This is a genomic window from Achromobacter ruhlandii (assembly GCF_002082135.1).
Lineage (GTDB): Bacteria > Pseudomonadota > Gammaproteobacteria > Burkholderiales > Burkholderiaceae_B > Achromobacter > Achromobacter ruhlandii.
This window is the reverse complement of sequence record NZ_CP017433.1, coordinates 4,954,330-4,977,096: the sequence shown is the minus strand read 5'-3', so window position 1 is coordinate 4,977,096 and position 22,767 is coordinate 4,954,330. Positions and strand designations below refer to the sequence as shown.

Sequence of the window (22,767 nt, the reverse complement as noted above, 5' to 3'; positions counted from 1 at the left end):
CCCCGCCTCGGCGGTGAGGCGTCAACCCGCCTGGTAGGCGTCGCACAGGGCCAGGTATTCGTCGCCGCTGATCGCCAGCGCCATGGCCGGGATCAGCACGCGCTTGCGATCCGGCAGCGAGGTCTTAAGCTGGATCTGGCGGCCGATCGGAATGCCGACATAGGTCTGGTTGACGTAGGTGTTCTCGTTGATGGCGCGCCACGGGATGAGCGTGCCGTCCGTCACGCGCAGGCCTTCGCGGGTGAAGGTGATGACGGGCTTGGGGGCGCCGAAGGCGCGCATCAGGCAGCGGATCACCAGCCACACGCCGATGGCCGCGATGGCGGCGAAGAACGCCATGCCGCCCAGATTGCCGCGGGCGCGCGCGGCCAGCGCGCCGAATGCCACCGCGGCCACTGTCCAGATGACGGCGCCAGCGATGAGGCGGTTGCGCGAGTGGTAGACCGGGCGATCGGCCAGGGTCTGGGCTTGGTGCGAGGCGGAGCTGTAGATTTCCATGTCTGGGTTGAAGGGCTAAGGGTGAATGGCCGCCATGCGGGCGGGCGTTGGAATCAGGCGGGCAGGTAATGCCGCAGGCAGGCCAGCAGCACCGGCTCGTTGTCGATGCCGGAGCGGTCGACCTTGTGGGTCTTGCCGCGCGCGACGATGATCAGCGTCTCGTCGGTCTCCATGCCTTCGCTGTCCGATTGCGTGCGGATGGTGTCGATGCTGGCCCACGGGATCGGCCGGCCCTTGTGGACCAGGCCGGCCGCGTTCATGCCCAGCGCGCCGAAGGAGACCGTGGCGCCGGCATCGATGCGGCGCCGGACGTCGGCTTCGAGATGGCCGCCCACGCGCGCGTCCAGCAGGTCGAGCAATGCGTCGGCATGGTCCCAGATCGCCAGCCGCAGCCGCACGCGCCGGCCATTGCCCAGCGTCAGCAGCAGGTGATCGCGGTTGTGCCGATGGCGCATCGAAGCGACGTCGCCGTAGGGCACCGTGAGCGCGCCCAGATGCAGCGCCCGCTCATCCAGCGTCAGCGTGGCGGGCGCGCGCCACCAGGCGACCAGGTCCGAGCCGCGCCACAACAGGTAGCCCACGGTCGGCAGGGTCAGGAAGAAGATCAGCCACATGGCGCGATAACGCAGCATCTCGACCAGCAGCCGGCGCGGCAGCAGCCAGATGTCGACGGTGGCCAGCAGTTGCGCGGCGAACAGGTAGAGCAGCGCAGCCGCGCCGAGGTAGCAGCCAAGCGCGTAGCGCGGCAGGATGCGAGGAAAGGAAGCCGTCATGCGAGCAGCGGGCCGCGACGCGGCACCGTCCTGAACTTTGAAGGCTTGGCACTCTAAGGCGATGTCCGGCGGGCCGGGGTTTCCATCTGTATCAATATCGCGTATTTCATGTCGCCATCAGCTTGCCCAGCGTCGCCATGCCTTGCTCCATCGCCTCGTTCCAGGGATGGCCGCAGTTCAGCCGCAGGAAGTTGCCGAACGCGCCTGAGCTGGAGAACAACGGCCCCGGCGCGATGCTGATGCCATGGTCGAGCGCCGCGCGGTGCAAGCGCAGGGTGTCGACGCGCGCCGGAAGCTCGACCCAGGTGAAGTAGCCGCCCAGCGGCCGCGTGGCGCGCGTGCCCTTGGGGAAGTAGCGCGCCACCGCCTGCAGCATCTCGCCCTGCTGCAAGGCCAGCGTCTGGCGGAACTGGCGCAGGTGGCGGTCGTAGCCGCCCTGCGCCAGATAGGCGGCAATCGCCGCCTGCGTCGGCGCGGCGGTGGCCAGGCTGGTGGTGAGCTTGTTGCGCATGATGGCGCGGGTGTAGCGCCCGGCCGCGACCCAGCCGACGCGATAGCCCGGCGCCAGCGTCTTCGAGAACGACGAGCAGTGCATCACCATGCCCTCGGTGTCGAAGGCCTTGGCGGGACGCGGCCGCGTGGCGCCGAAGTACAGTTCGCCGTAGACGTCGTCCTCGATCAGCGCCACGCCGTGGCGCGCCAGCAGCTTGACCAGCGCTTCCTTCTTGGCCTCGGGCATCAGGCTGCCCAGCGGATTCTGGAAGTTCGTCATCAGCCAGCAGGCGCGCGGCTGGTGCTGCACGATGGCCCGCTCCAGCGCCTGCAGGTCGATGCCTTCGCGCGGATGCGTGGCCACCTCGATGGCGTGCAGCTGGTTGCGTTCGAGCGACTGCAGGGCGGCGTAGAACGTCGGCGATTCGACGATCACCGCGTCGCCGGGCCGCGTGACCGCGCTCAGGCACAGGTTGAGCGCGTCGAGCGCGCCGTTGGTGATGATGATGTCGTCCACCGGCACCGTCAGTCCGTCGGCCAGGTAACGCAGCGCGATGGCGCGGCGCAGCGCGGGGTCGCCGGGGCTGAGATCGTCGATCGACCCCCACGGGTCCAGTTGCTGCACCGTGGTCGCCATGTAGCGCGCCAGCCGGCCGTAGGGCAGCAGCGACGGGCTGGGAAAGGCCGAGCCGAACGGCAGCATGTCGCGCCGCAGGGTGGCGTTGAGCACTTGCAGCACGTTGTCGCTGACATCGACCGGATGGCGGCCGGCGGCGGCGCTGGACAGGCCGTCGGGCTCGGGCAGCGCGGCCTGCGAGGCGCGCAGCACGTAGTAGCCCGAGCGGTCGCGCGCGCGGATCAGGCCGCGCGCTTCCAGCAGGTAATAGGCCTTGAACACCGTCGACGGACTGACGCCACGGCTGGCGCTGGTCTGGCGCACCGAGGGCAGCCGGTCGCCCGCCTGCAGCAGGCCCGACAGGATCGAGGCGGTGATTTCTTCGGTCAGCCGTTCATAGCGCTTCATGGGGGGATCCGTGGAAGACGGCGGTTCAGGTCGACATGCCGATGGCGCGCATCACCAGCCGCAGCGCGCCGGCGGCCAGGCCCAGGGACGCCACGCCGCCGGCCCAGATCAACAGCAGCCACAGCAGCCGGCTGCGCCAGGAGGGCAGGGAGGTCGGCGCGGCCATCAGTGAAACGCCTCGCCGGTGCGCACCTTGCCGCGGAACACGTAATAGGACCAGGCGGTGTACATCAGGATAATCGGAATGATGGCGAGCGCGCCGACCAGGGCGAAGCCCAGGCTCTGCGGCGGCGCGGCCGCGGTCCAGATCGACACGTCGGGCGGGATCACGGCCGGCCAGATGCTGATGCCCAGGCCGCTGTAGCCCAGGAACACCAGGCACAGCGCCAGCACGAACGGTCCCGCGGCGGGCGCGCCGCGCACGCGGCGCATCAGGTCGATGCCGGCGGCCGCCACCAGCAGCGGCACCGGCAGGAACCAGAACATGTTGGGCAGGCTGAACCAGCGCTGGGCGATATGCGGCTGCGCCAGCGGCGTCCACACGCTGAGCGCGGCGATCACCGCCAGCAGCGCCAGCGTCAGCGGCCGCGCCAGCGCGCACATGTGGCGATGCAGCCGGCCCTCGGTCTTCATGATGAGCCAGGTGCAGCCCAGCAGCGCATACGCCACCACCAGGCCCGCGCCGGTGAACAGCGAGAACGGGCTGATCCAGTCCCACGGCCCGCCTTGGTAGACGCGGTCGACCACCGGGATGCCTTCGATGTAGGCGCCCAGCGTCACGCCCTGGAAGAAGGTGGCGCAGAGCGAGCCGAGCACGAAAGCGCGGTCCCACAGCGCGCGGTGGCGCGGGTCGGCCTTGAAGCGGAACTCGAACGCCACGCCGCGGAAGATCAGGCCCAGCAGCATGAACACCAGCGGCAGGTGCAGCGCGCTCAGGATCACCGAATACGCCAGCGGAAACGCGGCCAGCAGGCCCGCGCCGCCCAGCACCAGCCAGGTCTCGTTGCCGTCCCACACGGGGGCGACGGTGTTGACCATGGCGTCGCGTTCCTCGGCGTCGCCGATCAGCGGAAAGAGGATGCCGATGCCCAGGTCGAAGCCGTCCATCACCACGTACATCATCACGCCGAACAGGATGATGACGGCCCATATCAATGCAAGGTCGATGCCCATGGCCTCAGGCTCCTTTGAATCCAGGTTGCGCGGACGGGGCGTCCGCCGAGGTGGAGGCGGCCGACAGCGGCCGCGACGGCTGGCGCGGTTCGCCCGGGCCGCCGGACAGCGGCGCGTGGCCGGGCGCCGGCGTCGGGCCCATGCGGATCAGGCGTAGCATGTACGACACGCCGGCGCCGAACACGAACAGGTACACCACCACGAACAGCGCCAGCGTCAGCGTCAATTCGCCCAGGCCGTGGCGGGTGGCGGCGTCGGCGGTGCGCATCACGCCGTAGACGACCCAGGGCTGGCGGCCGATCTCGGTCACGTACCAGCCCGCCAGTATCGCCACCAGCCCCGACGGCCCCATCCACAGCGCGAAACGCTGCAGCGCGCGCGACTGGTACAGCCGTCCGCGCCAGCGCGCCCACAGCGCCCAGCCGGCCAGCAGGATCATCAGCATGCCCAGCCCCGCCATCACGCGGAACGACCAGAACACCACGGTGGCGTTGGGGCGGTCTTCGGGCGGATACGACTTCAGGCCGGGGAACTGGCCATCCCAGCTATGCGTGAGGATCAGGCTGCCCAGGCGCGGCACGTTGAGCGCGTAGCGGGTCTCTTCGCGCTCCATGTCGGGAATGCCGAACAGCGTCAGCGGCACGCCCGCGCCCGGCTCGTTTTCCCAATGGCCTTCGATCGCGGCGATCTTGGCGGGCTGGTGCTTGAGCGTGTTCAGGCCATGGAAGTCGCCCACCACGGCCTGCAGCGGCGCCGAGACCGCCAGCATGGCCATCGCCATCGCGAACATCTTTTTCACCGCCGGGCTGCGGTCGCCGCGCAGCAGGTGCCAGGCGCCGGACGCGCCCACCATCAGCGCGGTGGCCAGGAACGCCGCGATGCCCATGTGCGCCAGCCGGTAGGGGAACGAGGGATTGAAGATCACCGCCAGCCAGTCGGTCGGCACCACGCGGCCGTCCAGGATCTCGTAGCCCGCGGGGGTCTGCATCCAGCTGTTGGACGCCAGGATCCAGGTGGCCGACACCAGCGTGCCCAGCGCCACCATGATGGTCGAGAAGAAGTGCAGCCCCGGGCCCACGCGCGACCAGCCGAACAGCATCACGCCGAGAAAGCCGGCCTCCAGGAAGAAGGCCGTCAGCACCTCGTAGGCCAGCAGGGGCCCGGTGACGCTGCCGGCAAAATCGGAAAAGAAGCTCCAGTTGGTGCCGAACTGGTACGCCATCACCAGTCCGGACACCACGCCCATGCCGAAATTGACGGCGAAGATCTTGGTCCAGAAGTGGTAGAGGTCGCGGTAGACGGTGTTGCGGGTGCGCAGCCAGCAGCCTTCGAGCACGGCCAGGTAGCTGGCCAGGCCGATGGTGATGGCCGGAAAGATGATGTGGAAGGAAATGGTGAATCCGAACTGTATTCGGGCAAGCAGTAGCGCGTCGCTATCCATGGCGGGTGATTCCTGACTTCAAGGCCCGCGCGTTCCTGCCGCCACCGGGCGGCGCGCGCGGACAGGCTGGTGCCTGTAGCGTCAAGATAGGCCGGCCCTGTTGAGCAGTACAGATTCAGAAGGTGGCGAAAAAAGCGGATCAGTTTGGCGGGCGCTGACGTGGAAATGGCGCGTCGTCATAGGGAAGACCGGCCGTTTTCATGAAAAGGGCCAGATCCCGCCGTTACAAAAAAGACAGCACAGCGGGACCGCTGTGCTGCCTGATCCTGCCGCCGGGGCAGGGCAAAGGGCATTCGTGTCCCGCCGCGCGCGGCGCGCGCAATCCGCGGCGCCGGCCTGCGTTGCGCCGCCCAGTCAGTACATGTGCTGGCCGCCGTTCATGGCGACATTGCTGCCGGTCATGAACGCCGCCGCGTCGCTGCAGATGAATGCCACCAGCGCGGCGATCTCGTCGGGCAGGCCCAGCCGGCCCAGTGGAATCTGCGGCAGGATCTTCTCCTTGAGCACCTCCTGCGGCACCGCCTCGACCATGCGCGTGGCCAGGTAGCCCGGCGACACGGTGTTGACCGTGACGCCTTTACTGGCCAGTTCCAGCGCCAACGACTTGGTGAAGCCGTGGATGCCGGCTTTGGAGGCGGCGTAGTTGGTCTGGCCGAAGGCGCCCTTGGATCCGTTTACCGAGGAGATGTTGACGATGCGTCCCCAGCCGCGGTCGGCCATCGGCCCGCACAGCGGCTGCGTCATGTTGAACATCGAATCGAGATTGCTGCGCAGCACGTCGTTCCAGTCCGCGTAGCTCATCTTGCGCAGGCTGGCGTCGCGGGTGATGCCGGCGTTGTTGACCAGGATGTCGATCTGGCGGCCCTCGTCCGCCAGGCGCTGGGCCAACGCCTGGCACGAGTCGTAGTCGGCCACGTCGACCTTGGCCATGTCGTAGCGGCGGCCGGCGGCCGCCTCCTCGTCGAGCCATTCGCGCGTGGCCGCCTCGTTGGAGTGGCAGGTAACGATGACGTCATGGCCGGCGTCGAGCAGGGCCCGGGCGATGGCGCGTCCCAGGCAGCCGGTGCCGCCAGTCACGAGCGCGGTGCGTTTATTCGCCATGGCGCGCTCCGAACTGGCTGGCTTCCCGCATGGCCGAGCAGGCCGAGGTCATCTGTTCGCAATACGATGACCACATGCGCGTGAGCGGCGACTCCGCCAGGCCGCCGCTGGCCGCGGCCGAGGCGTTGCGCAGCCAGCCGCTCACCGCCTCGCTGACGCCCGCGGCCAGCGCCGCCTGGTCTTCCAGCGCGGCGTGGGTGATGGCCTGGCTGGCCTCGAGTTGACACTGCCATTGCTTGCGCGTGACCTCGCCCAGCGCGGGGGCGATGTTCTGCCAGTTGCCGTCGAGCTTGAGCGGCGCCAGGGTCGACAGGTACTGGCCGGTGCCGTCGCTGGCCAGGCGCTGGCCCAGCTGCAGCCAGCGCTGCTGGCTTTCGCGCGCCAGTTCGCCCAGGCGCTGGCAGTAGGCGGCATTGGCGCCAGCGAGGTCCTGGGGCGTGGAAGCGGTGGTCTTCTTCATGATGCGTCCTTTTAAAAGAGTGGTAAGGGGCAACGAATGCACAGGCCTCACGCCATCTGGCTGAGGGTCTTGCGGAAACGGGTCAACGAGAAGGCGAACAGGACGCTGCCGATCAGCGCCAGCGCCAGGAACGGTTGCCATACGACGCCAAGGCCGGCGCCACGAAAGAGAATTGCCTGGCCGAGTTCCACGAAATGGGTGGTGGGCGCGGCCAGCATGATGTTCTGCACGAAGTCCGGCATGCTCTCGCGCGGCGTGGTGCCGCCGGACAGCATCTGCAGCGGCAGCAGCACCAGCACCAGCAGCATGCCGAATTGCGGCATGCTGCGCGCGAGGGTGGCCATGAAGATGCCCATGGAGGTGGTCGCGAACAGGTGCAGCGCCACCCCGGCCAGGAACAGCGCCACCGATCCCTCGACCGGCACCTGCAGCAGGCCACGCACGACGAATGTCAACGATAGCGCAGCCGACACCAGGACGACCAGCCCCATGGACCAGACTTTCGCCAGCATGATCTCGGTCGGCGTAACCGGCATGACCAGCAGGTGCTCGATGGTGCCATGCTCGCGCTCGCGGATCAGCGCCGCGCCGGTCAGGATGATGGACAGCATCGTGACGTTGTTGATGATCTCCATCAGGCTGCCGAACCAGGCCTGCGTCAGGTTGGGGTTGAAGCGCATGCGCACCGCCAGGTCCACCGGCAGCTCGGTCGGCTTGCGGTAGCGCTTGACGAATTCGCTGATCTCGTCGGTGATGATCTGCTGGATGTAGCTGCTGCCGGTGAACGCCTGGCTCATGCGGGTGGCGTCCACGTTCAGCTGGATCTCGGCCGGCCTGCCGGCCAGCACGTCGCGCTGGAAGTTCGGCGGCACGTTGACCACGAAGGTGTAGCGCCCGGCGTCCATGCCCGCGTCGGCCTCGGCCGAGGTGACCATCGCCGGCCGCGTGAAGTGCGGCGGGTAGAACGCCGAGGTGATGCGCGCGGACAGCGGCGAGACGTCCTCGTCCACGACCGCGATGGCCGCGTTGTGCAGCGACTCGGGCACGGCGGTGGCGGCCGTGTAGATCATCAGCGTGAACGACACGAAGATCAGCGCCAGCATCATGGGATCGCGCGCCAGGCTCCACAGTTCCTTGACGCCCAGGCGGAAAATATTGGCGGCATGTCGCGGCATGGTTCAGGTCTCCTGCTTTCTCAGAAGCAGCACCGACGCGCCCAGGATCACGGGGATCGCGACGATCAGGGGCCAGAACGACCCCTGCAGGTTGGAGAAATCCAGCGCCTTGCTGAACACGCCGCGGCTGATGGTGAGCATGTGGGTGGCGGGGTAGACCTGGCCGATCAGCTTGCCGCCGCCTTCCAGCGACGACACCGGGTTGAGCAGGCCGGCGAACTGCACCGCCGGCACCAGCGTGCCGATCATGGTGAAGAACAGCGCCGCGATCTGGCTGCGGGTGAAGGTGGAGGCCAGCAGCCCGATGGCGGTGGCCACCACGTTGTAGATCAGCGCGGCCGCCAGCAGCGTGAGGAAGCTGCCGGTGATCGGCACGCCGAACAGCGTCACCGCCAGCAGCGTCATCAGCAGGAAGTTCAGCATCGCCAGCGCCACGTAGGGCGCCTGCTTGCCCAGCAGGAATTCCAGCCGCGTCACCGGCGTGACGTACAGGTTGATGATCGAACCCAGCTCCTTTTCGCGCACTACCGCCAGCGCGGTCAGCATGGCCGGCATCATCAGCAACAGCAGCGGGATCACGGCCGGCACCATGGCCGGCAGGCTGCGCACGTCGGGGTTGTAGCGAAAGCGCGTCTCGATGCCGACCTGCTGCGTGGCGCCGGCCCCCAGCCGTTCGCGCGCCTGCTGTTGCAGCCAGCCCTGGTGCATGCCCAGCACGTAGCCGCGGATGGTCTCGGCGCGCTGCGGCATGGCGCCGTCGATCCAGACGCCGATCTGGGCATCGCGGCCGCGCGCGGCGTCGCGCGCGAAACCCTGCGGAATCTCGATCGCCAGCGACAGTTCGCCGCTGCGCATGCGGGCATCCATGTCCTGGTAGCTGGTGATCGGCGGCTGCTCGATGAAGTAGCGCGAGCCGGCCAGGTTCAGGCTGTAGTTCTGGCTCAGCGCGGTCTGGTCGCGGTCCATCACCGCGTAGCGCAGGTCTTCCACGTCCAGGCTGATGCCAAAGCCGATCACGAACATCAGCAGCAGCGAGCCGGCCAGCGCCAGCGTGGCGCGCACCGGATCGCGGCGCAGTTCCAGCGCCTCGCGCCACATGTAGCTGAACATGCGCTGCAGGCTGAAGCCGCGCGGCGCGTGCACCGGTTCCGGCGCTTGCGCGACGGGCGCCGGTTCGATCGCCGGCGACGCGTCGGGCGCCGTGCCCGCGCCCGCGTCGATCAGGTAGGCGATGAAGGCTTCCTCCAGCGTCTTCGCGCCGCGCATGCGGGTGATTTCGTCGGGAGCGGCGCTTACCAGCACCTTGCCGGCGTGCATCAGCGACATGCGGTCGCAGCGCTGCGCCTCGTTCATGAAATGGGTCGAGATGAAGATGGTGACCTGGTCCTGCCGCGCCAGCGCGATCAGCAGGCGCCAGAAGTTGTCGCGCGCCACCGGGTCCACGCCCGAGGTCGGCTCGTCCAGGATCAGCAGCTCGGGCTTGTGCACCATGGCCACCGCCAGCGACAGGCGCTGGCGCACGCCCATCGGCAGCTTCTCGGGCAGATCGTCCAGCGCTTCGCCCAGTTCGAAGCGCGCCACCATTTCGTCCACGCGGCCGGGGATGTCCGCTTCGGGCACGTGGAACAGGCGCGCGTGCAGCACCAGGTTCTGGCGCACGGTCAGCTCGCCGTACAACGAAAACGCCTGCGACATGTAGCCGACCCGGCGGCGCGTGTCGAGGTTGCGCGGATCGACCTCGGCGCCGAACAGCCAGGCCTGGCCTTCGCTGGCCGGCAACAGGCCGGTCAGCATCTTCATGGTGGTGGACTTGCCGCAGCCGTTGGAGCCCAGAAAGCCGAAGATTTCGCCCTTGCGGATGCGGAAGTTGACATGGTCCACGGCGACGAAATCACCGAAGCGCATGGTCAGGTCGCGCGCCTCGATGGCGATGGGCGCGTCATCGCCCAGCGCCAGCGGCGTGATCTCGACCGGCTTGTGCCCGCGCCGCTTCTCTTCGGGCAGCAGCGCGATGAAGGCGGCCTCCAGCGAGTCGGCCCCGGTGCGCTGGCGCAGTTCGTCGGGCGTGCCGGTGGCCAGCACCCGGCCGTCGTCCATGGCGATGAGCCAGTCGAAGCGCTGCGCCTCGTCCATGTAGGCGGTGGCGACAATCACGCTCATGCCCGGGCGTTCGCGCCGGATCTGATTGATCAGGTCCCAGAACTGGGCCCGCGCCAGCGGGTCGACGCCGGTGGTGGGTTCGTCCAGGATCAACAGGTCGGGGTCGTGGATCAGCGCGCAGCACAGGCCCAGCTTCTGCTTCATGCCGCCGGACAGCTTGCCCGCCGGGCGCGACAGGAACGCGGCCATGCCGGTGCTGCGCGTCAGGCTGTCGATGCGGCGGCGGCGCTCGGCCTCCCCATGGCCGAACAGGCGGCCGAAGAATTGCAGGTTCTCTTCCACCGACAGGGTGGGGTAGAGATTCTTGCCCAGGCCTTGCGGCATGTAGGCGATGCGCGGGCAGACGTCATCGCGGTGGCGCTTGTCGGCCATGTCGCCGCCCAGCACCTCGACGGCGCCTTCCTGCACCGCGCGCGATCCCGCGATCAGCGCCAGCAGGCTCGACTTGCCCACGCCGTCCGGGCCGATCAGGCCGACCATGCGGCCGGCGGGGATGTCCAGCGAAATGGCGTCCAGCGCCAGCGTCTTGCCGTAGCGCAGCGATACCCCCGACAGCTTGACCACCGGAGCGGGGGAGGCCGTCGTGGTCGCGGCCATCACGGCACCTTGACTTCAAGGTTGGCGGGCCACTGCGCGTCGGCATCCAGTTTCAGCCAGGCCACGCCGGGCAGGCCGGTCTTGACCTGTTGCAGGTGCTGCCGCAGCAGGTCGGGATCGATCTGCGCCTTGACGCGGAACATCAGCTTCTGGCGCTCGGTGGCGGTCTCGACGGTCTTGGGGGTGAACTGCGCGGTGCTGGCCACGAACGACACCTTGGCGGGAATCACGTACTGTGGCGCCGCGTCCAGCACGATGCGCACGTCCTGGCCCAGCGCGACGCGGCCGGCCGCCTGTTCCGGCAGGAAGAAGGTCATGTAGACATCGGCCAGGTCGACCATGTTCAGCACCTTGCCGCCCGCGCCCAGCACTTCGCCGGCCTGCGCCACGCGGTACTGCACCCGGCCGTCGCGCGGGGCGCGCAGCTCGCTGTCGGCGATGTCGGCCTCGATGCGGGCGATGGTGGCCAGCGCCGCGTTGACCGCCGACTGGGCGCCCACCTGAGCCGCCTTGGCGGCGTCGATGGCCGCTTGCGCCGCCTTGACCTGGGCGCGCGCGGCGTTGACGGCGGCCTGCGCGCTGCGCATGCGGGCGCGGTCGTCATCCAGTTCCTGGATCGACGAGGCGCCCTCCCTGGACAGGGTCTCGGAGCGCGCCAGGCGCCGGCGCGCGGCGTCCAGCTCGCTTTCGCGCTGCGCCACCACGGCCTCGGCCGCCAGCTTGTCGCTCTCGCGCTGCGCGATCTGGGCGCTGGCGCTGGCGGCGTTGTTGATGGCCTGCTGGTGTTGGGCGCGCGCTTCCTCGCGCTGGGCCTGCAGCGTGTCGATCTGCATGCGGGCCAGCGGCTGGCCGGCGCTGACGAAATCGCCCTCGGCCGCCAGCACGTCCTGGACCCGTCCGGCCAGCTTGGTGGCGACGTCGACCTCGGTGGCCTCGATGCGGCCATTGCCGCTGACGAAGCCCGCGCCGGGGCCGGTGTCGGACAGCAGGCGCCAGCCGTAGTAGCCGGCGGCCGCCACGGCCACGATCGCGAGCAGGGGAATCAGTTTTCGGGTGGGCAACTTCATGATGCGGATCCTGTGTTGAGCGGCAGGGGGCCAGGCGGGGTCGCGGGCTGGGCGGCGGCGCGCGCCTGCGTGCCGCCGCCCAGCGCGGCATACAGGCCGACGCGGGCCGACAGCAGGGCGCGGCGGGTCTGCACCAGCGTCTGCTGCGCGGCCAGCAGGTCGCGCTGCGCGTCCAGGACCTCAAGATAGGGCGAGGCGCCGTGGTCGTAGCGCAGCTTGGCCAGGCGCGCGCGTTCGGCCTGCGCGTCCACGGTGGCGCGCAATACCTGGACCTGTTCGGCCAGCCACCGGCGCGCCGACAGGGCGTCTGCAACGTCCTTGAAGGCGCCCTGGATGGCGCGCTCGTAGCTGGCCACGGCCTGATCGCGCCGGACTTCGGCCAGGTCGAGATTGGCGCCGCGGCGTCCGGCGTCGAAGATCGGCAGGTCAATGCTGGGCGCGAAATTCCAGGCGCGGCTGCCGCTGCCGAACAGGCCATCCAGTTCGGCGCTGGCGGTGCCGAATGCGCCGGTCAGCGTGATGCGCGGAAAGAAGGCGGCGCGGGCCGCGCCGATGTTGGCGTTGGCCGCGTGCAGCTGGTGTTCGGCGGCGACGATGTCGGGCCGGTTGGTCAGCAGGTCCGACGGCAGTCCGGCCGGCAGGTCGCGCATGACGCTGTCGTCGTCCAGGCCGGCGCGCGGCAGCGGCAGCGTCAGGGGCTGGCCGGTCAGCAGCTCCAGCGCATGGGCCTGGGTGGCGCGGGCCTGTTCCAGATCGGCGCCCAGCGCCCGGGCCTGCTGCCACAGCGTCTCGACCTGCGTCAGGTCCAGCTTCGAGATCGAGCCGACTTCGTAGCGCCGGCGGAATATGCGCAGCGACTCCTCGCGCGAAGCGATCGTCGCGCGCGTCAGCGCCAGTCGCTCATCCAGTTCGCGCAGCGACAGATAGCTGTCGGCAACCTGCGCGATCAGGGTCAGCGTGGCGGCTTCGGCGGCGGCGTCGGACGCCAGGTAGTTCTCCAGCGCGGCGTCCTTGAGGCTGCGCACGCGGCCCCAGAAGTCCAGCTCCCATGTCGCCATGCCGACGCCGGCCTGGTATTGGCTGGCCACTTGCGGCTGGCCGGTGACGTTCAGGTCGCCCGGGGTGCGGGCGCGGGTGCCGTCCGCGCGCAGGCCGATGGTGGGGAACTGGTCGGCGCGTTGAATGCCATAGAGCGCGCGCGCCTCCTCGACGCGCAGCAGGGCCACGCGCAGGTCGCGGTTGTGCGCCAGGGCGTCGCCGATCAGCCCTTGCAGCACGGGATCGGTGAAGTAGCCGCGCCAGTCGATCCGGGCCGCGCTCAGCGCCGCGCCGCCGGGCGTGGCGGCCTGATCGGGGTAGGTGGCGGCCACCGGCGCCGCGGGCCGCGCGTATTGCGGCGCCATCGACACGCAGCCCTGCGCCAGCAGCACGGCCAGGGCCACCGGCGCCAGCCGGGCGGCGCGCCATCGCGAAAGGGGGCGGCGGGTCATGCTCATTTCTCCATCACATAAGCGCCGGGCGCGTCGTCCAGCGCGGGATAGCCTTTGCGCGCGGCGCCCAGGGCGGGGGGGCGGACCGGCTGGCCGGACAGCGCGTCGAGCCAGTCGCGCCAATGCGGCCACCACGAGCCTTCATGCGGCGTGGCCGCCGCCAGCCAGGCCTCCGGGGTCAGCGCCGGCTGTCCCGCCGCGCGCAGCAGGCTGCGAAAGCGCCGCCGCGGATGGCCCGGTTCGCTGACGATGCCGGCGTTGTGGCCGCCGCTGGTCAGCACGAACGTCAGCGCGGCCGGCGACAGGCCGTGCAGCTTGTAGACCGAACGCCACGGCGCCACATGGTCCGTCTCGGTGCCGACGCAGAAGATCGGCAGGCTCAGGTCCTCCAGTCGCACCGGTCGGCCATCCACGGCGAAGCGGCCGGCGGCCAGGTCGTTGTCCAGGTACAGGTGGCGCAGGTACTGGCCGTGCATGCGCGCGGGCATGCGGGTGGCGTCGGCGTTCCAGGCCTGCAGGTCGGTCATGGGGCGGCGCTGGCCCAGCAGGTATTCGCTGGTCATGCGCGACCACACCAACTGGCGTGCGCGCAACAGCTGGAACGCGCCGCTCATCTGGCGCGCCGGGAAATAGCCCAGCGCCGTCATTTCGGCCTCCATCAGCGCAACCTGGAAGGCATCGATGAACAGGCCCAGCTCGCCGGGTTCGCTGAAGTCGGTCTGCGCCGCCAGCAGGCTCAGGCTGGCCAGGCGGCGGTCGCCGTCGCGCGCCATGGCGCTGGCGGCCATGGCGAGCAGGGTGCCGCCCAGGCAGTAGCCCGTCGCATGTACCCTGGCGCCGGGCACGATGGCCTCGATCGCCGCCAGCGGCTCGCGCACGCCCAGGCGCAGGTAATCCTCCAGGCCCAGATCGCGATCGGCCGCCGTGGGGTTCTTCCATGACACGCAGAACACCGTGTAGCCCTGGCCGACCAGATAGCGGATCAGCGAGTTGTGGGGCGACAGATCGAGCACGTAGTACTTCATGATCCAGGCCGGCACGATGAGGATCGGCTCGGGCCGCACCCGGCCGGTCGCGGGCCGGTACTGGATCAGCTCGGCCAGGTGATTGCGCAGAATTACCTTGCCGGGGGTGGCGGCAACCTCGTGGCCAGGGCGGAAGTGTTCGGCGCCGGCGGGCGGCAGCCCGGCCCACTGGCGCAGGCCGTCCTCCCAGGCGTGGCAGGCGCCGCGCAGCAGGTTGGCGCCGCTTTCTTCCAGCGTCTGGCGCCACACCAGGGGGTTGGTATAGGGATTGTTGTCGGGCGCCAGCGGTTCCAGCCACTGGCGCGCGGCGAAGGCCGCCAGCGCGCGCTGGTGCGGGTCGGCCAGGGGCAGGGCGCGGGCAAACGTGTCCCAGCCCTGCTCGGCCTGCATGAAGCCCTGGCACCACAGCGCAAAGGGCCACTGCCGCCAGGCGTCGTCATCGAACCGGCCTGCGTGCGCCGCATTCTGCTGGGGGGCTGGCGGGGGCGTGATCGGCATGAGGGCTCCGGGGCGCACGGGGGCGGGATTGCCTCGCGTGGGGACGGATCGTCGCGCAACCGGGCTTGTGGCCTGGCGTCGGACAAATCCGACTTCGAAACCATTGTGCCGCCGCCTGCCTGATCAATCCTTGATCAGGATCAAGCTAACGACTGACCGGTCGGTTTTTAATGGAGCGGTTGGCCGGCGGTGCGTCCGCGCGCCAATTCGCACAGGGAGCAGTGGTGATGAGCACGCAACGTCTGCGTCTCCCTCCGACCGTGCGCGTCGGGCAGATCCTCGACGCCGCGCTGCAGGAGTTCTCGGCCGCCGGCTATGCCGGCGCCCGCATGGACGACATCGCCTTGCGCGCGGGGTTGTCCAAGGGAGGCCTGTACGCGCACTTCGCCAGCAAGGAAGAGGTCTTCGAGGCGCTGCTGGCGCGCTACCTCTGTCCGCCCCGTCTCGACGCCCGCGCCCTGGTCGAAGGCTCCTCCAGCCCCCGCCACCTGGCCGAGCGGCTCGTCAATCATCTCTATGCCAGCCTCGCCAACCCCGCCATGATCGCCGCCATGCGCCTGCTGCTAGCCGAAAGCCTGCGCGTGCCGCACCTGGCGCGCCGCTGGCGCGAACAGACCGCCGACGCCCACCAGGCCGACATCGCGCAATTGCTGGAACTGGCCCGCGCGCGCGGCCTGTGCGGCGACGGCGCCGCGTTGCGGCACCCGTGGCTGCTGTTGTCGCCGGTGGTCCACGCCATCTTCATGGCGATCCTGCTGGGACCGGATGAACGCCTCAACCTGCCGCAGCGGCGCGAGGCGCACGTGGCGCTGATCTGCGATCTGCTGTAGCGACACGCATGGAAATCCGCCCGGCATGGCCGCCGGGCGACGGTGCCGTCATGATGCGCGGGGTGCGGCCTCCCTGTATCCTTGCGTCACCCCCACGACTGACGCTGCGAGGACGATGTGCCCACTTCAGGAATGACGGTCCGCGTGCCGTCCTGGCGCTATTTTCCGGTGGCGCTGGCCCTGGTGCTGCCCGTGCTCGGCTGCATCGGCTGGACCTGGCTGCACGCGTTGAGCACCGAACGCGCCGAGGCCGCCACGGCGGGGCGGATCGTGCGGGTGCAGACCGAGCAGATCCTGGCCCGCGCCCTCGATATCCTGCCGCGCGTCACGGCCCTGTCGGCGCAGCCCTGCCAGACCGCGCGCGCCGACCTGTATCGCTGGGGCACGCTCAATCCGTATTTCCGTTCGCTGTTGCTGGTCAAGCAAGAACACATCTATTGCTCGTCGGCCCTGGGCGAGGTGGACTATGAGACCGGCGCGTTCCACCGCTGGCCTGTCGGCACGCCGCCGACGCAATGGTTCGTCAGCGTGGCCGGCACACCGCTGGCGCCGGAGCGGTCGGCCCTGCTGCTGGGCATGGCCGGCGAGGACGGCCGGGGCGGCGTGGTGGTGGTCGACGGACGCTACGTCCAAGACCTGCTCAATGCAGTGTCGTCGCTGGGGGCTTACCAGCTGGAGGTCTCGTTGGGCGGCGGCGCGCCCATCCGCAATGACGCATGGGGAGCGGCCGCCGTCGAGCGCTTGTTCGAGTCGGCCGAGCCGGTGGCCGGTCACGGCGACCTGGTCGTCAGGGTGATGGCGCCCGCCGAAACCGTGGTGCGCGCCTGGCAGCAGCTGCTGCTCACGTATCTGCCCGTCGCCATGCTGTGCGGCGCATTGCTGGCCTTCGGCGCCTACCGGCTGCAGGTGAACCGGCAATCGTTCAAGGAACAGCTGCGTCGCGCCATGCTGGCCGACGAGTTCCATGTCGAGTACCAGCCGGTGTATGGCCAGGCCACCGGCCGCTGCGAGGGCGCCGAGGCCCTGATGCGCTGGGACCGGCCCGGCGTGGGGGCGGTGCGGCCCGACATCTTCATCGCGGCGGCGGAGGCCGAGGACATGATCGTGCCGCTGACGCAGCATCTGCTCAAGCTGATCCAGCGTGACATGCAAGGCTGGGCGACGCCGCCGGACTTCCATATCGCCGTGAACGTGGCGCCCGAGCACCTGTCCTGCCCGACGCTGGTGGCGGACGTGCAGGCCTTTCGCGCCGCCATCCGGCCGTCGTTGATGGTGCTGGAAATCACCGAGCGCAGCCTGATCACCGACAACGGCCAGGCCCGCGCCAACATCGACGCGCTGCGCGGACAGGGCGTGTTCGTGGCCATCGACGATTTCGGCACGGGCCATTGCTCCCTGTCGTACCTGCAGAAATTTCCGGTCGACTATCTCAAGATCGACAAAGGCTTCGTGCAGGCCATCCAGGCCGATGGCGAAGAGGCGCCGGTACTGGACGTGATCATCACGCTGTCGCACCGGCTGGGCCTGGCGGTGGTGGCCGAAGGGGTGGAAACGCCGCAGCAGTTCGATTACCTGACCAGCCGCGGCGTGGCCTTCATCCAGGGCTACCTGTTCGCGCGGCCCATGCGGTCGGCCGATTTCGTGCGCTGGTATGCCGAGAATGCGGGCGCGCCGCGCATGCGCGGCGCGCCGCCCGTTTGAGGCGCTAGCGCCAGCAGGCGCAGTCCGCGCCGTCGTGGACGAACGGCACCGTCAGGCGCGGCAGGGTCAGCAGCGAGAAGCGATTGCTGAACGACCACGGGCCGGCCGCGCGCGGGGCGTCGGCCTGGGCGTCGCACCGGCACGCGTGCTCGCGCGCATCATCGCCATTGCCACAGGCGCAAGCCACCGCCACCCCCAACAGCAGTAGCGCGGCGAGCAGCGCCAGCGCCGCGAGAGTGAGTTTCATGATTTATCTTTCGTGATAAAAAATTATTGTGAAACGATAATTTATTGCTACACTACAGCAACCTAATCATCCGAGCAACGTGTTCCGGAGCCTCCCTTGGCCGCAGCGCTGACTTCCTCGCCGACCCATGAATCCGCCATTGCCGCCGAGGGCGGCGCACGGCTCGACCGCATCCGCCGCCTGTCGCGTTGGATGCGCGGCCTGCTGATCGCGGCCGCGGTGCTGCTGGTGACCGCTCTGGTCGCCATGTGGTTCTTCACCTCCGAGGCGGTGCTGGCCCGGGGCATCTATTCTTTCCTCGGTGTCACGGCGGCGGTGCCGGCGTCCGAGGGCGTGCACATCGGGCTGGCCTCGCCGGCCAGCGTGCCGCGCCTGCAGTTGGGGCCGGGCTACCGGGTGCTGGGTTTCGCGCTGTTCGGCGTGCTGGCGGGGCTGGCCTTGCGCGGCATCGCCCATGCCTATGCCATGTTCGCCGACTTCGGTCGCGGCGACGTGCTGACCGTCGCCAGCGCGCGCCGCCTGCGCGGCATCGCCTTGTTGGTCACCGTGTTCAGCGCGGCCGTGCCGGTGCTCAAGACGGTGCTGGTGCTGGCCCTGACGCTGGCCAACGGGCCGGGCGGACGCCACATGCTCATCGACATCGATGTCAGCGACATCCTGCTGGCCCTGCTCGGCGGCCTGTTGTTCTCGCTGGCCTGGGCCATGGAAGAGGCGGCCCGGGTCGCGGAAGAGAATCGGGGTTTCATCTGATGGCGATCATCGTACGGCTGGACGTGATGCTGGCGCAGCGCAAGATGAAAGCGCGCCAGCTGGCGCAGGAGATCGGTATTACCGAGCCGAACCTGTCGCTGCTCAAGTCGGGCAAGGTCAAGGGCATGCGTTTCGATACGCTGGAGCGCATCTGCGAAGTGCTGCAATGCCAACCCGGCGACCTGCTCGAATACCAATCCGGCCCGGCGCCGGGCGATGCAGAGCCCGACTGACGTCATTCCCCTTTTGTGGCTTTCCGTTCCAGCGCCCGGTTTGCGGCCAGGCGCCGGCTTTCCACGTCCTTTTGATGGATGCCTGCTGTCATGCAAACTTTGTCCGCGCTGTCCCGCGATACGTTGCGCCTCGCTTCCCTCCTGGCCTGCGTCGCCACGCTGGCGGCCTGCGCGCCAACCGCGCTGGCGCCAGGCGCCGCCGCCAGCGTGCGCATCACCCACAACGAGCCCGGCAAGGAGTGCGTATTCCTGGGCGACGTCACCGGCAGCCAGGGCAATTTCCTGGCGGGGGCGATCACCTCCAACGCCGATCTTGAGACGGGCGCGCGCAACGACTTGAAGAACCGCGCCGCGGCGATGGGTGGCAACGTGGTGTATCTGTTGACGCAGCGTGCCGGCCAGACCGGCGGCAAGGATCACCTGGAGCAGACTAACGTCACGCTGTCGGGCAACGTCTACCGCTGTGGTTGACGCCGTGGGGAACGGCGCGCCGCGCCGGCCGGATCAGCCGGCCTTGGCCTGCGGCGCGGCCTTGGCGAAGAACAGGTCTGTGATGGACTGGCTGTCCAGGGGTTCGCCGTTGATGGTGCGCGTCAGCAATTCCGCGCCCAGCAATTGCACCGAGAACACCAGGTCGGGCTGCACCCGGCGGATTTTTTCGAGGTGCTTGCTGGTGTTGACCAGGGCCACGGTCTTGGCGCCCTGTTCGCCGGTGGCCTCCTTGGCGGCCAGCACGATGAAGGCGTTTTCGGCGTCGTCCTCGCGCAGCGCCAGCACATAGCGCGCGCGGGCCACGCCCGCGCTGCGCAGCACCTCGACGCTGGACGGATCGCCTTCGATCAGGTCCGTGGCCGCCGGGTATTCCTGCGGCGCGCCGGCGGGCACGATGACCGTGACCTCGTCGCCGCGGCGGCGCAGGCCGTCGTAGACGCTCAGGGCCAGTGGCGTGGCGCCGGCGATGATGATGTGGTTTTTTCTCATGGCGTTGGAAAACCGGCCCTTGACCAGCCGCTTCAGGTTGCCGCCGATCACCGGGCCGGCGATCGCGCTGACGGAGGTGGCGAAGACGGTGATGCCAAGAATGATAATCGACGCGGTGAACAGCCGCGCCGCGTTGCTGTGCGGCGTGATGTCGCCATAGCCCACCGTCGACATCGAGACGATGGAGAAATACAGCGCGGTCGCCGCGTCCTTGATGGGCGGGTTGAATTCCTCGCCCAGGTACAGCGTGCCGAACACCGCGTAGATCAGCAGCGAAACGATGCTGACCAGGGCGAAGAGCGAACCCGCGGTCACGCTGGCGCGGTCGAAGCGGCGCCAGTAGGCGACTAGCGCGACCACCAGCACCAAGGTATAGATGCCCAGCCCGGCCCGTCCGCCCTCGCCGAGGATGGCGAAGGTGCCGATGCCGATCAGCAGCACCAGCGAGAAGGCCCACGCGATGCGCGCCTTCAGGATCAGCCCGATGGCGATGATCTGCAGGCCCACGCCCAGCACCAGCCGCGGGATCTCCAGCAGGCCCACCACCTGCATCACGTCATGCCAGTTGTCCAGCGCCAGCCAGAAGGAATATTCGCGCGCGCGCACTTCGCGCAGCACCGGATGCATGAAGGCATACCCGTCCAGAGCCACCAGGATGGCAAGGCACCAGTTGGGCGGAACCAGGGAGAACACACGGCGCACGCGGCGCGCGAGACCGGTCAGGGGATTGAACATGGCGGGGGCATCCTTTGCCTGCATTCTATAGGCGCCCGCGTGGAGCTTGCTATATCCAATATGTATAGAAGGCTATCAACAAAGAATTACTTGAATCGGGCCCGACGTCCTAAACTTCTTTCATCACGCGGCTATCCGAAAGGAACGCCGCTGATACGGGCGATAAGCCCGCCAGCAGCCAGGGCGGACAAATCCCCGGGCGTTATCACGCTGCAGCTTGGGTGGGGACTAGAGACCCCGGCCGGGCTCACGGCCAGTCCGTGCGTGAGTAGTATGAGGCACGAATGTTGGAATCGCGTGATCTAGGTAGAAGGCATCAGTGCCGGCTGATGACTCCAGGCTCACGTGTTGTTTTAGCGCGGCGTCTTACCTTCGGGGCAGCGCCGCGTTTTTTTCGCCTCGCGCCAGCCGCCCCATAGCGTATCAATAAGATGGCGCGTTCGCATCCACCGTGTCGCGGCGCCAATCCTCCTGTCCTTCCGGACGACCTTCCTCCCCAGCCTCCCGCGGATCCAGTTCCAGCGCGATATCCGCCGCGAACATGTAGCCCCAGCCATGCACGGCGCGGATCGGCAGCGTCATGTGGTGGGCGGTCGCCTTGCGCCGCAGGCGGCTGATCATCACATCGACGAAGCGGCGCCGCGTGATGACGCCGTCGGCATCCTCGGCCCCGTCTGGATAGAAGGCATCGCGGCTGACCTTGCGGTCGGGCGCCTTGACCAGCCGTGTCAGGAAATCCCGTTCGCCCGTGGTCAGCCCCAGGCTGCGGCCGACGGGGCTGATCAGGGTCCAGCCCTTGTTGGCCAACCGCCAGGTTTCCTGTTGCGGTTCGTCGTGCGCCGGCTCGACCACCGGGTCGGACAGGTCCAGGCCGACGGCGCGCCGCACCAGCGCCTGCAGCACCGCCGCCAGCTCCAGTCCCGTCACCTCCGGCGGCAGGCAGGCATCGGCGCCGCACAGCAGGGTGCGGATGCGGTTTTCCTGGGAGCCGAACGGCGCGATGGCGACGATGCCCAGGCTGCGGTCGATGGCGCGCAGCCGCACGGCGGCGTTGTGGATATCCGGCAGGGGCGCTTCCAGGATGACCAGCGGACTGGGGCGGCGCGAATAGCGGTCGTAGACGTCGGCCAGGTCGTGGCAGCGCCGCACGCTGAAGCCCAGATGCGACAGGGCCTCGACCAGCCCGATGTGGTGGGCGCCGTCGCGGCCGAGAAAGATGACATCGAGGGTGTTGTTCATGGATGCCCGCCTGCGCCTGCGACCGCGTGATTCCTGCGTGTCATGCCCCTCTCCCTGTGCTGCGCCATGATGTGGCGGCATCTGGCGGTGTTGTCTGGTGGCGGGCGAAGGTCTGAACTGTGTTGATCCGCGTCTGGGCCGCGGCCGCGGTCGGGGTCTGGGCGGCGCTTGGCTCGGGCGCGTTGCGCCCTGGCCGCCGAGGATCCGATTCCGCATGGAAGTCACGCCCGTGTTTCATTTAAACACGGGCGTGTTTTTTTGTGAAGATAAGTTTCTGTAGTTTCTGCTGGTAACAGTGGCGGTCGGGCGTATTGCCGCGAAGCGCTTGAAACGCTGTTCGTTTGCGCCGCTGCGACAATAAGATATTAAGTATTACCGATACATTATTTTCTATTTTCAATCCCGGAAAGCACATAAACTCGCCCGGATTTATCCCCGTCGTGTGGCCATCGGGCGTGCGAGGAGAGCTCGGGCGCGCATCGCGGGCATGGACGCAAGCCGATGATAGCAATGGTTTTTTTGCGGTGCCGCGAAGCGGGTCGCGATGGCGCGGCGGTGGGGACGGGCGTGGGCCGCGGGGCTTGCCGCGATTTACGGATTAGCCACGGAATTGGGGTGTAATCCGTTTATTTGACGGCAGTATTGAGATGTTTTAATCAAATAAATAAATTCATATTAATGTCTCAGGTTGATCGATTGGACACGTTTAGCCATCGTCTGCGCAATGCAAGAATGCTTCAGGGATGGACACAGAAGGACCTGGCAGTCGCGAGCAACCTGTCGCAAAGCGCCATCGGCAACTATGAAAGCGGCCAGCGCCTGCAACCCTCCAGCGATGCGCTCATCAAGCTGACCCGCGCGCTGAGGGTCAATCCCATGTGGCTCAGCACCGGCGAGGGGCCGATGCTCGACGCCGGTCATGTCGAAACCGTCGCCAGCGCCGACGGCCGCGCCGAAGCGCCGCCCTGGCCCTTCGAAACGGTGTCGTACGCCACTTATGCGCGCCTGAGCCTGCAGGAGAAGCGCCAGATCGAACAGGTACTGGCGGCCTACATCAAGGCGCGCGGCGAATAGTCG

22 protein-coding genes are annotated in these 22,767 nt (G+C 68.4%); 6 read left to right on the top strand and 16 right to left on the bottom strand.

Annotated elements, in window-relative coordinates; all coding sequences use genetic code 11:
- Positions 1-21: 21 nt before the first annotated feature.
- The 13 genes from AruCF_RS22520 to AruCF_RS22460 all read right to left on the bottom strand — a co-directional run bounded on the left by AruCF_RS22520 (position 22) and on the right by AruCF_RS22460 (position 14,974).
- Positions 22-498: a hypothetical protein gene (locus AruCF_RS22520; RefSeq protein WP_049076298.1), complete on the bottom strand. Its 477-nt coding sequence runs from the start codon at positions 496-498 to the stop codon at positions 22-24.
- Between the two features lie 53 nt (positions 499-551).
- Positions 552-1,271, bottom strand: coding sequence for a hypothetical protein (locus tag AruCF_RS22515; RefSeq protein ID WP_049076297.1), 720 nt, complete (start codon positions 1,269-1,271; stop codon positions 552-554).
- 106 nt (positions 1,272-1,377) lie between these two features.
- Entirely contained in the window at positions 1,378-2,787 is a 1,410-nt protein-coding gene (locus AruCF_RS22510; RefSeq protein WP_049076296.1) for an aminotransferase-like domain-containing protein, read from the bottom strand.
- 25 nt (positions 2,788-2,812) lie between these two features.
- A complete protein-coding gene (locus AruCF_RS22505) occupies positions 2,813-2,953 on the bottom strand; it encodes a DUF2474 family protein (RefSeq protein ID WP_080977493.1) in 141 nt (46 codons plus the stop codon).
- Positions 2,953-3,960, bottom strand: a complete 1,008-nt coding sequence (gene cydB, locus AruCF_RS22500) for a cytochrome d ubiquinol oxidase subunit II (RefSeq protein ID WP_049076295.1) — start codon at positions 3,958-3,960, stop codon at positions 2,953-2,955. The genes AruCF_RS22505 and cydB overlap by 1 nt, the downstream gene beginning before the upstream one ends.
- Positions 3,961-3,964: 4 nt before the next feature.
- Entirely contained in the window at positions 3,965-5,401 is a 1,437-nt protein-coding gene (locus AruCF_RS22495; RefSeq protein WP_049076294.1) for a cytochrome ubiquinol oxidase subunit I, read from the bottom strand.
- Positions 5,402-5,755: 354 nt separating this feature from the next.
- Complete coding sequence (phbB, locus tag AruCF_RS22490) at positions 5,756-6,502, bottom strand: acetoacetyl-CoA reductase (protein WP_049076293.1); 747 nt, start codon at positions 6,500-6,502, stop codon at positions 5,756-5,758.
- On the bottom strand, positions 6,492-6,965 hold the full coding sequence (locus AruCF_RS22485; RefSeq protein WP_372363347.1) for a hypothetical protein: 474 nt from the start codon (positions 6,963-6,965) through the stop codon (positions 6,492-6,494). Before AruCF_RS22485 ends, phbB begins: the two co-directional genes overlap by 11 nt.
- Positions 6,966-7,009: 44 nt before the next feature.
- Positions 7,010-8,137, bottom strand: a complete 1,128-nt coding sequence (locus AruCF_RS22480; protein ID WP_049076288.1) for an ABC transporter permease — start codon at positions 8,135-8,137, stop codon at positions 7,010-7,012.
- A 3-nt stretch (positions 8,138-8,140) separates the two neighbouring features.
- Positions 8,141-10,894 carry a ribosome-associated ATPase/putative transporter RbbA gene (gene rbbA, locus AruCF_RS22475; protein WP_049076286.1) on the bottom strand — a complete coding sequence of 918 codons (2,754 nt, stop codon included), beginning with the start codon at positions 10,892-10,894 and terminating at the stop codon, positions 8,141-8,143.
- Positions 10,894-11,961 carry an HlyD family secretion protein gene (locus tag AruCF_RS22470; RefSeq protein WP_049076285.1) on the bottom strand — a complete coding sequence of 356 codons (1,068 nt, stop codon included), beginning with the start codon at positions 11,959-11,961 and terminating at the stop codon, positions 10,894-10,896. The genes rbbA and AruCF_RS22470 overlap by 1 nt, the downstream gene beginning before the upstream one ends.
- Positions 11,958-13,451, bottom strand: a complete 1,494-nt coding sequence (locus AruCF_RS22465) for an efflux transporter outer membrane subunit (RefSeq protein ID WP_049076282.1) — start codon at positions 13,449-13,451, stop codon at positions 11,958-11,960. Before AruCF_RS22465 ends, AruCF_RS22470 begins: the two co-directional genes overlap by 4 nt.
- A 2-nt stretch (positions 13,452-13,453) precedes the next feature.
- Positions 13,454-14,974, bottom strand: a complete 1,521-nt coding sequence (locus tag AruCF_RS22460) for a PHA/PHB synthase family protein (protein WP_053086026.1) — start codon at positions 14,972-14,974, stop codon at positions 13,454-13,456.
- A 227-nt stretch (positions 14,975-15,201) separates the two neighbouring features.
- Between AruCF_RS22460 and AruCF_RS22455 the strand changes: the two genes are divergently transcribed.
- Together AruCF_RS22455 and AruCF_RS22450 are read left to right on the top strand one after the other, a co-directional pair.
- Entirely contained in the window at positions 15,202-15,804 is a 603-nt protein-coding gene (locus tag AruCF_RS22455) for a TetR/AcrR family transcriptional regulator (protein ID WP_049076280.1), read from the top strand.
- 132 nt (positions 15,805-15,936) lie between these two features.
- On the top strand, positions 15,937-17,505 hold the full coding sequence (locus AruCF_RS22450; RefSeq protein ID WP_049076279.1) for an EAL domain-containing protein: 1,569 nt from the start codon (positions 15,937-15,939) through the stop codon (positions 17,503-17,505).
- 4 nt (positions 17,506-17,509) lie between these two features.
- Here the strand turns inward: AruCF_RS22450 and AruCF_RS22445 are convergent, their stop codons facing one another.
- Positions 17,510-17,752: a hypothetical protein gene (locus AruCF_RS22445; protein ID WP_049076277.1), complete on the bottom strand. Its 243-nt coding sequence runs from the start codon at positions 17,750-17,752 to the stop codon at positions 17,510-17,512.
- Positions 17,753-17,848: 96 nt separating this feature from the next.
- Between AruCF_RS22445 and AruCF_RS22440 the strand changes: the two genes are divergently transcribed.
- The 3 genes from AruCF_RS22440 to AruCF_RS22430 all read left to right on the top strand — a co-directional run bounded on the left by AruCF_RS22440 (position 17,849) and on the right by AruCF_RS22430 (position 19,206).
- On the top strand, positions 17,849-18,502 hold the full coding sequence (locus tag AruCF_RS22440; protein ID WP_049076275.1) for a hypothetical protein: 654 nt from the start codon (positions 17,849-17,851) through the stop codon (positions 18,500-18,502).
- Entirely contained in the window at positions 18,502-18,735 is a 234-nt protein-coding gene (locus AruCF_RS22435; RefSeq protein WP_049076273.1) for a helix-turn-helix domain-containing protein, read from the top strand. The genes AruCF_RS22440 and AruCF_RS22435 overlap by 1 nt, the downstream gene beginning before the upstream one ends.
- A gap of 90 nt (positions 18,736-18,825) precedes the next feature.
- On the top strand, positions 18,826-19,206 hold the full coding sequence (locus AruCF_RS22430) for a DUF4156 domain-containing protein (RefSeq protein WP_049076271.1): 381 nt from the start codon (positions 18,826-18,828) through the stop codon (positions 19,204-19,206).
- A 33-nt stretch (positions 19,207-19,239) separates the two neighbouring features.
- On the opposite strand, the gene kch is transcribed toward AruCF_RS22430, so the two are convergent.
- Both kch and AruCF_RS22420 read right to left on the bottom strand, forming a co-directional pair.
- Complete coding sequence (gene kch, locus AruCF_RS22425) at positions 19,240-20,439, bottom strand: voltage-gated potassium channel protein (RefSeq protein ID WP_372363346.1); 1,200 nt, start codon at positions 20,437-20,439, stop codon at positions 19,240-19,242.
- A gap of 435 nt (positions 20,440-20,874) precedes the next feature.
- The gene (locus AruCF_RS22420) at positions 20,875-21,690 is read right to left on the bottom strand and encodes a winged helix-turn-helix domain-containing protein (protein ID WP_049076269.1); all 816 of its coding nucleotides are present in this window, start codon (positions 21,688-21,690) and stop codon (positions 20,875-20,877) included.
- 732 nt (positions 21,691-22,422) lie between these two features.
- Between AruCF_RS22420 and AruCF_RS22415 the strand changes: the two genes are divergently transcribed.
- The gene (locus AruCF_RS22415) at positions 22,423-22,764 is read left to right on the top strand and encodes a helix-turn-helix domain-containing protein (protein WP_049076267.1); all 342 of its coding nucleotides are present in this window, start codon (positions 22,423-22,425) and stop codon (positions 22,762-22,764) included.
- Positions 22,765-22,767 lie beyond the last annotated feature (3 nt).

What these genes read in the sequence shown, in the direction of transcription:
- AruCF_RS22520 (WP_049076298.1), bottom strand. Translation starts at nt 498, where the DNA reads ATGGAAATCTACAGCTCCGCCTCGCACCAAGCCCAGACCCTGGCCGAT.
- AruCF_RS22515 (WP_049076297.1), bottom strand. Translation starts at nt 1,271, where the DNA reads ATGACGGCTTCCTTTCCTCGCATCCTGCCGCGCTACGCGCTTGGCTGC.
- AruCF_RS22510 (WP_049076296.1), bottom strand. Translation starts at nt 2,787, where the DNA reads ATGAAGCGCTATGAACGGCTGACCGAAGAAATCACCGCCTCGATCCTG.
- AruCF_RS22505 (WP_080977493.1), bottom strand. Translation starts at nt 2,953, where the DNA reads ATGGCCGCGCCGACCTCCCTGCCCTCCTGGCGCAGCCGGCTGCTGTGG.
- cydB (WP_049076295.1), bottom strand. Translation starts at nt 3,960, where the DNA reads ATGGGCATCGACCTTGCATTGATATGGGCCGTCATCATCCTGTTCGGC.
- AruCF_RS22495 (WP_049076294.1), bottom strand. Translation starts at nt 5,401, where the DNA reads ATGGATAGCGACGCGCTACTGCTTGCCCGAATACAGTTCGGATTCACC.
- phbB (WP_049076293.1), bottom strand. Translation starts at nt 6,502, where the DNA reads ATGGCGAATAAACGCACCGCGCTCGTGACTGGCGGCACCGGCTGCCTG.
- AruCF_RS22480 (WP_049076288.1), bottom strand. Translation starts at nt 8,137, where the DNA reads ATGCCGCGACATGCCGCCAATATTTTCCGCCTGGGCGTCAAGGAACTG.
- rbbA (WP_049076286.1), bottom strand. Translation starts at nt 10,894, where the DNA reads ATGGCCGCGACCACGACGGCCTCCCCCGCTCCGGTGGTCAAGCTGTCG.
- AruCF_RS22470 (WP_049076285.1), bottom strand. Translation starts at nt 11,961, where the DNA reads ATGAAGTTGCCCACCCGAAAACTGATTCCCCTGCTCGCGATCGTGGCC.
- AruCF_RS22465 (WP_049076282.1), bottom strand. Translation starts at nt 13,451, where the DNA reads ATGACCCGCCGCCCCCTTTCGCGATGGCGCGCCGCCCGGCTGGCGCCG.
- AruCF_RS22460 (WP_053086026.1), bottom strand. Translation starts at nt 14,974, where the DNA reads ATGCCGATCACGCCCCCGCCAGCCCCCCAGCAGAATGCGGCGCACGCA.
- AruCF_RS22455 (WP_049076280.1), top strand. Translation starts at nt 15,202, where the DNA reads ATGAGCACGCAACGTCTGCGTCTCCCTCCGACCGTGCGCGTCGGGCAG.
- AruCF_RS22450 (WP_049076279.1), top strand. Translation starts at nt 15,937, where the DNA reads ATGACGGTCCGCGTGCCGTCCTGGCGCTATTTTCCGGTGGCGCTGGCC.
- AruCF_RS22445 (WP_049076277.1), bottom strand. Translation starts at nt 17,752, where the DNA reads ATGAAACTCACTCTCGCGGCGCTGGCGCTGCTCGCCGCGCTACTGCTG.
- AruCF_RS22435 (WP_049076273.1), top strand. Translation starts at nt 18,502, where the DNA reads ATGGCGATCATCGTACGGCTGGACGTGATGCTGGCGCAGCGCAAGATG.
- AruCF_RS22430 (WP_049076271.1), top strand. Translation starts at nt 18,826, where the DNA reads ATGCAAACTTTGTCCGCGCTGTCCCGCGATACGTTGCGCCTCGCTTCC.
- AruCF_RS22420 (WP_049076269.1), bottom strand. Translation starts at nt 21,690, where the DNA reads ATGAACAACACCCTCGATGTCATCTTTCTCGGCCGCGACGGCGCCCAC.
- AruCF_RS22415 (WP_049076267.1), top strand. Translation starts at nt 22,423, where the DNA reads ATGCTTCAGGGATGGACACAGAAGGACCTGGCAGTCGCGAGCAACCTG.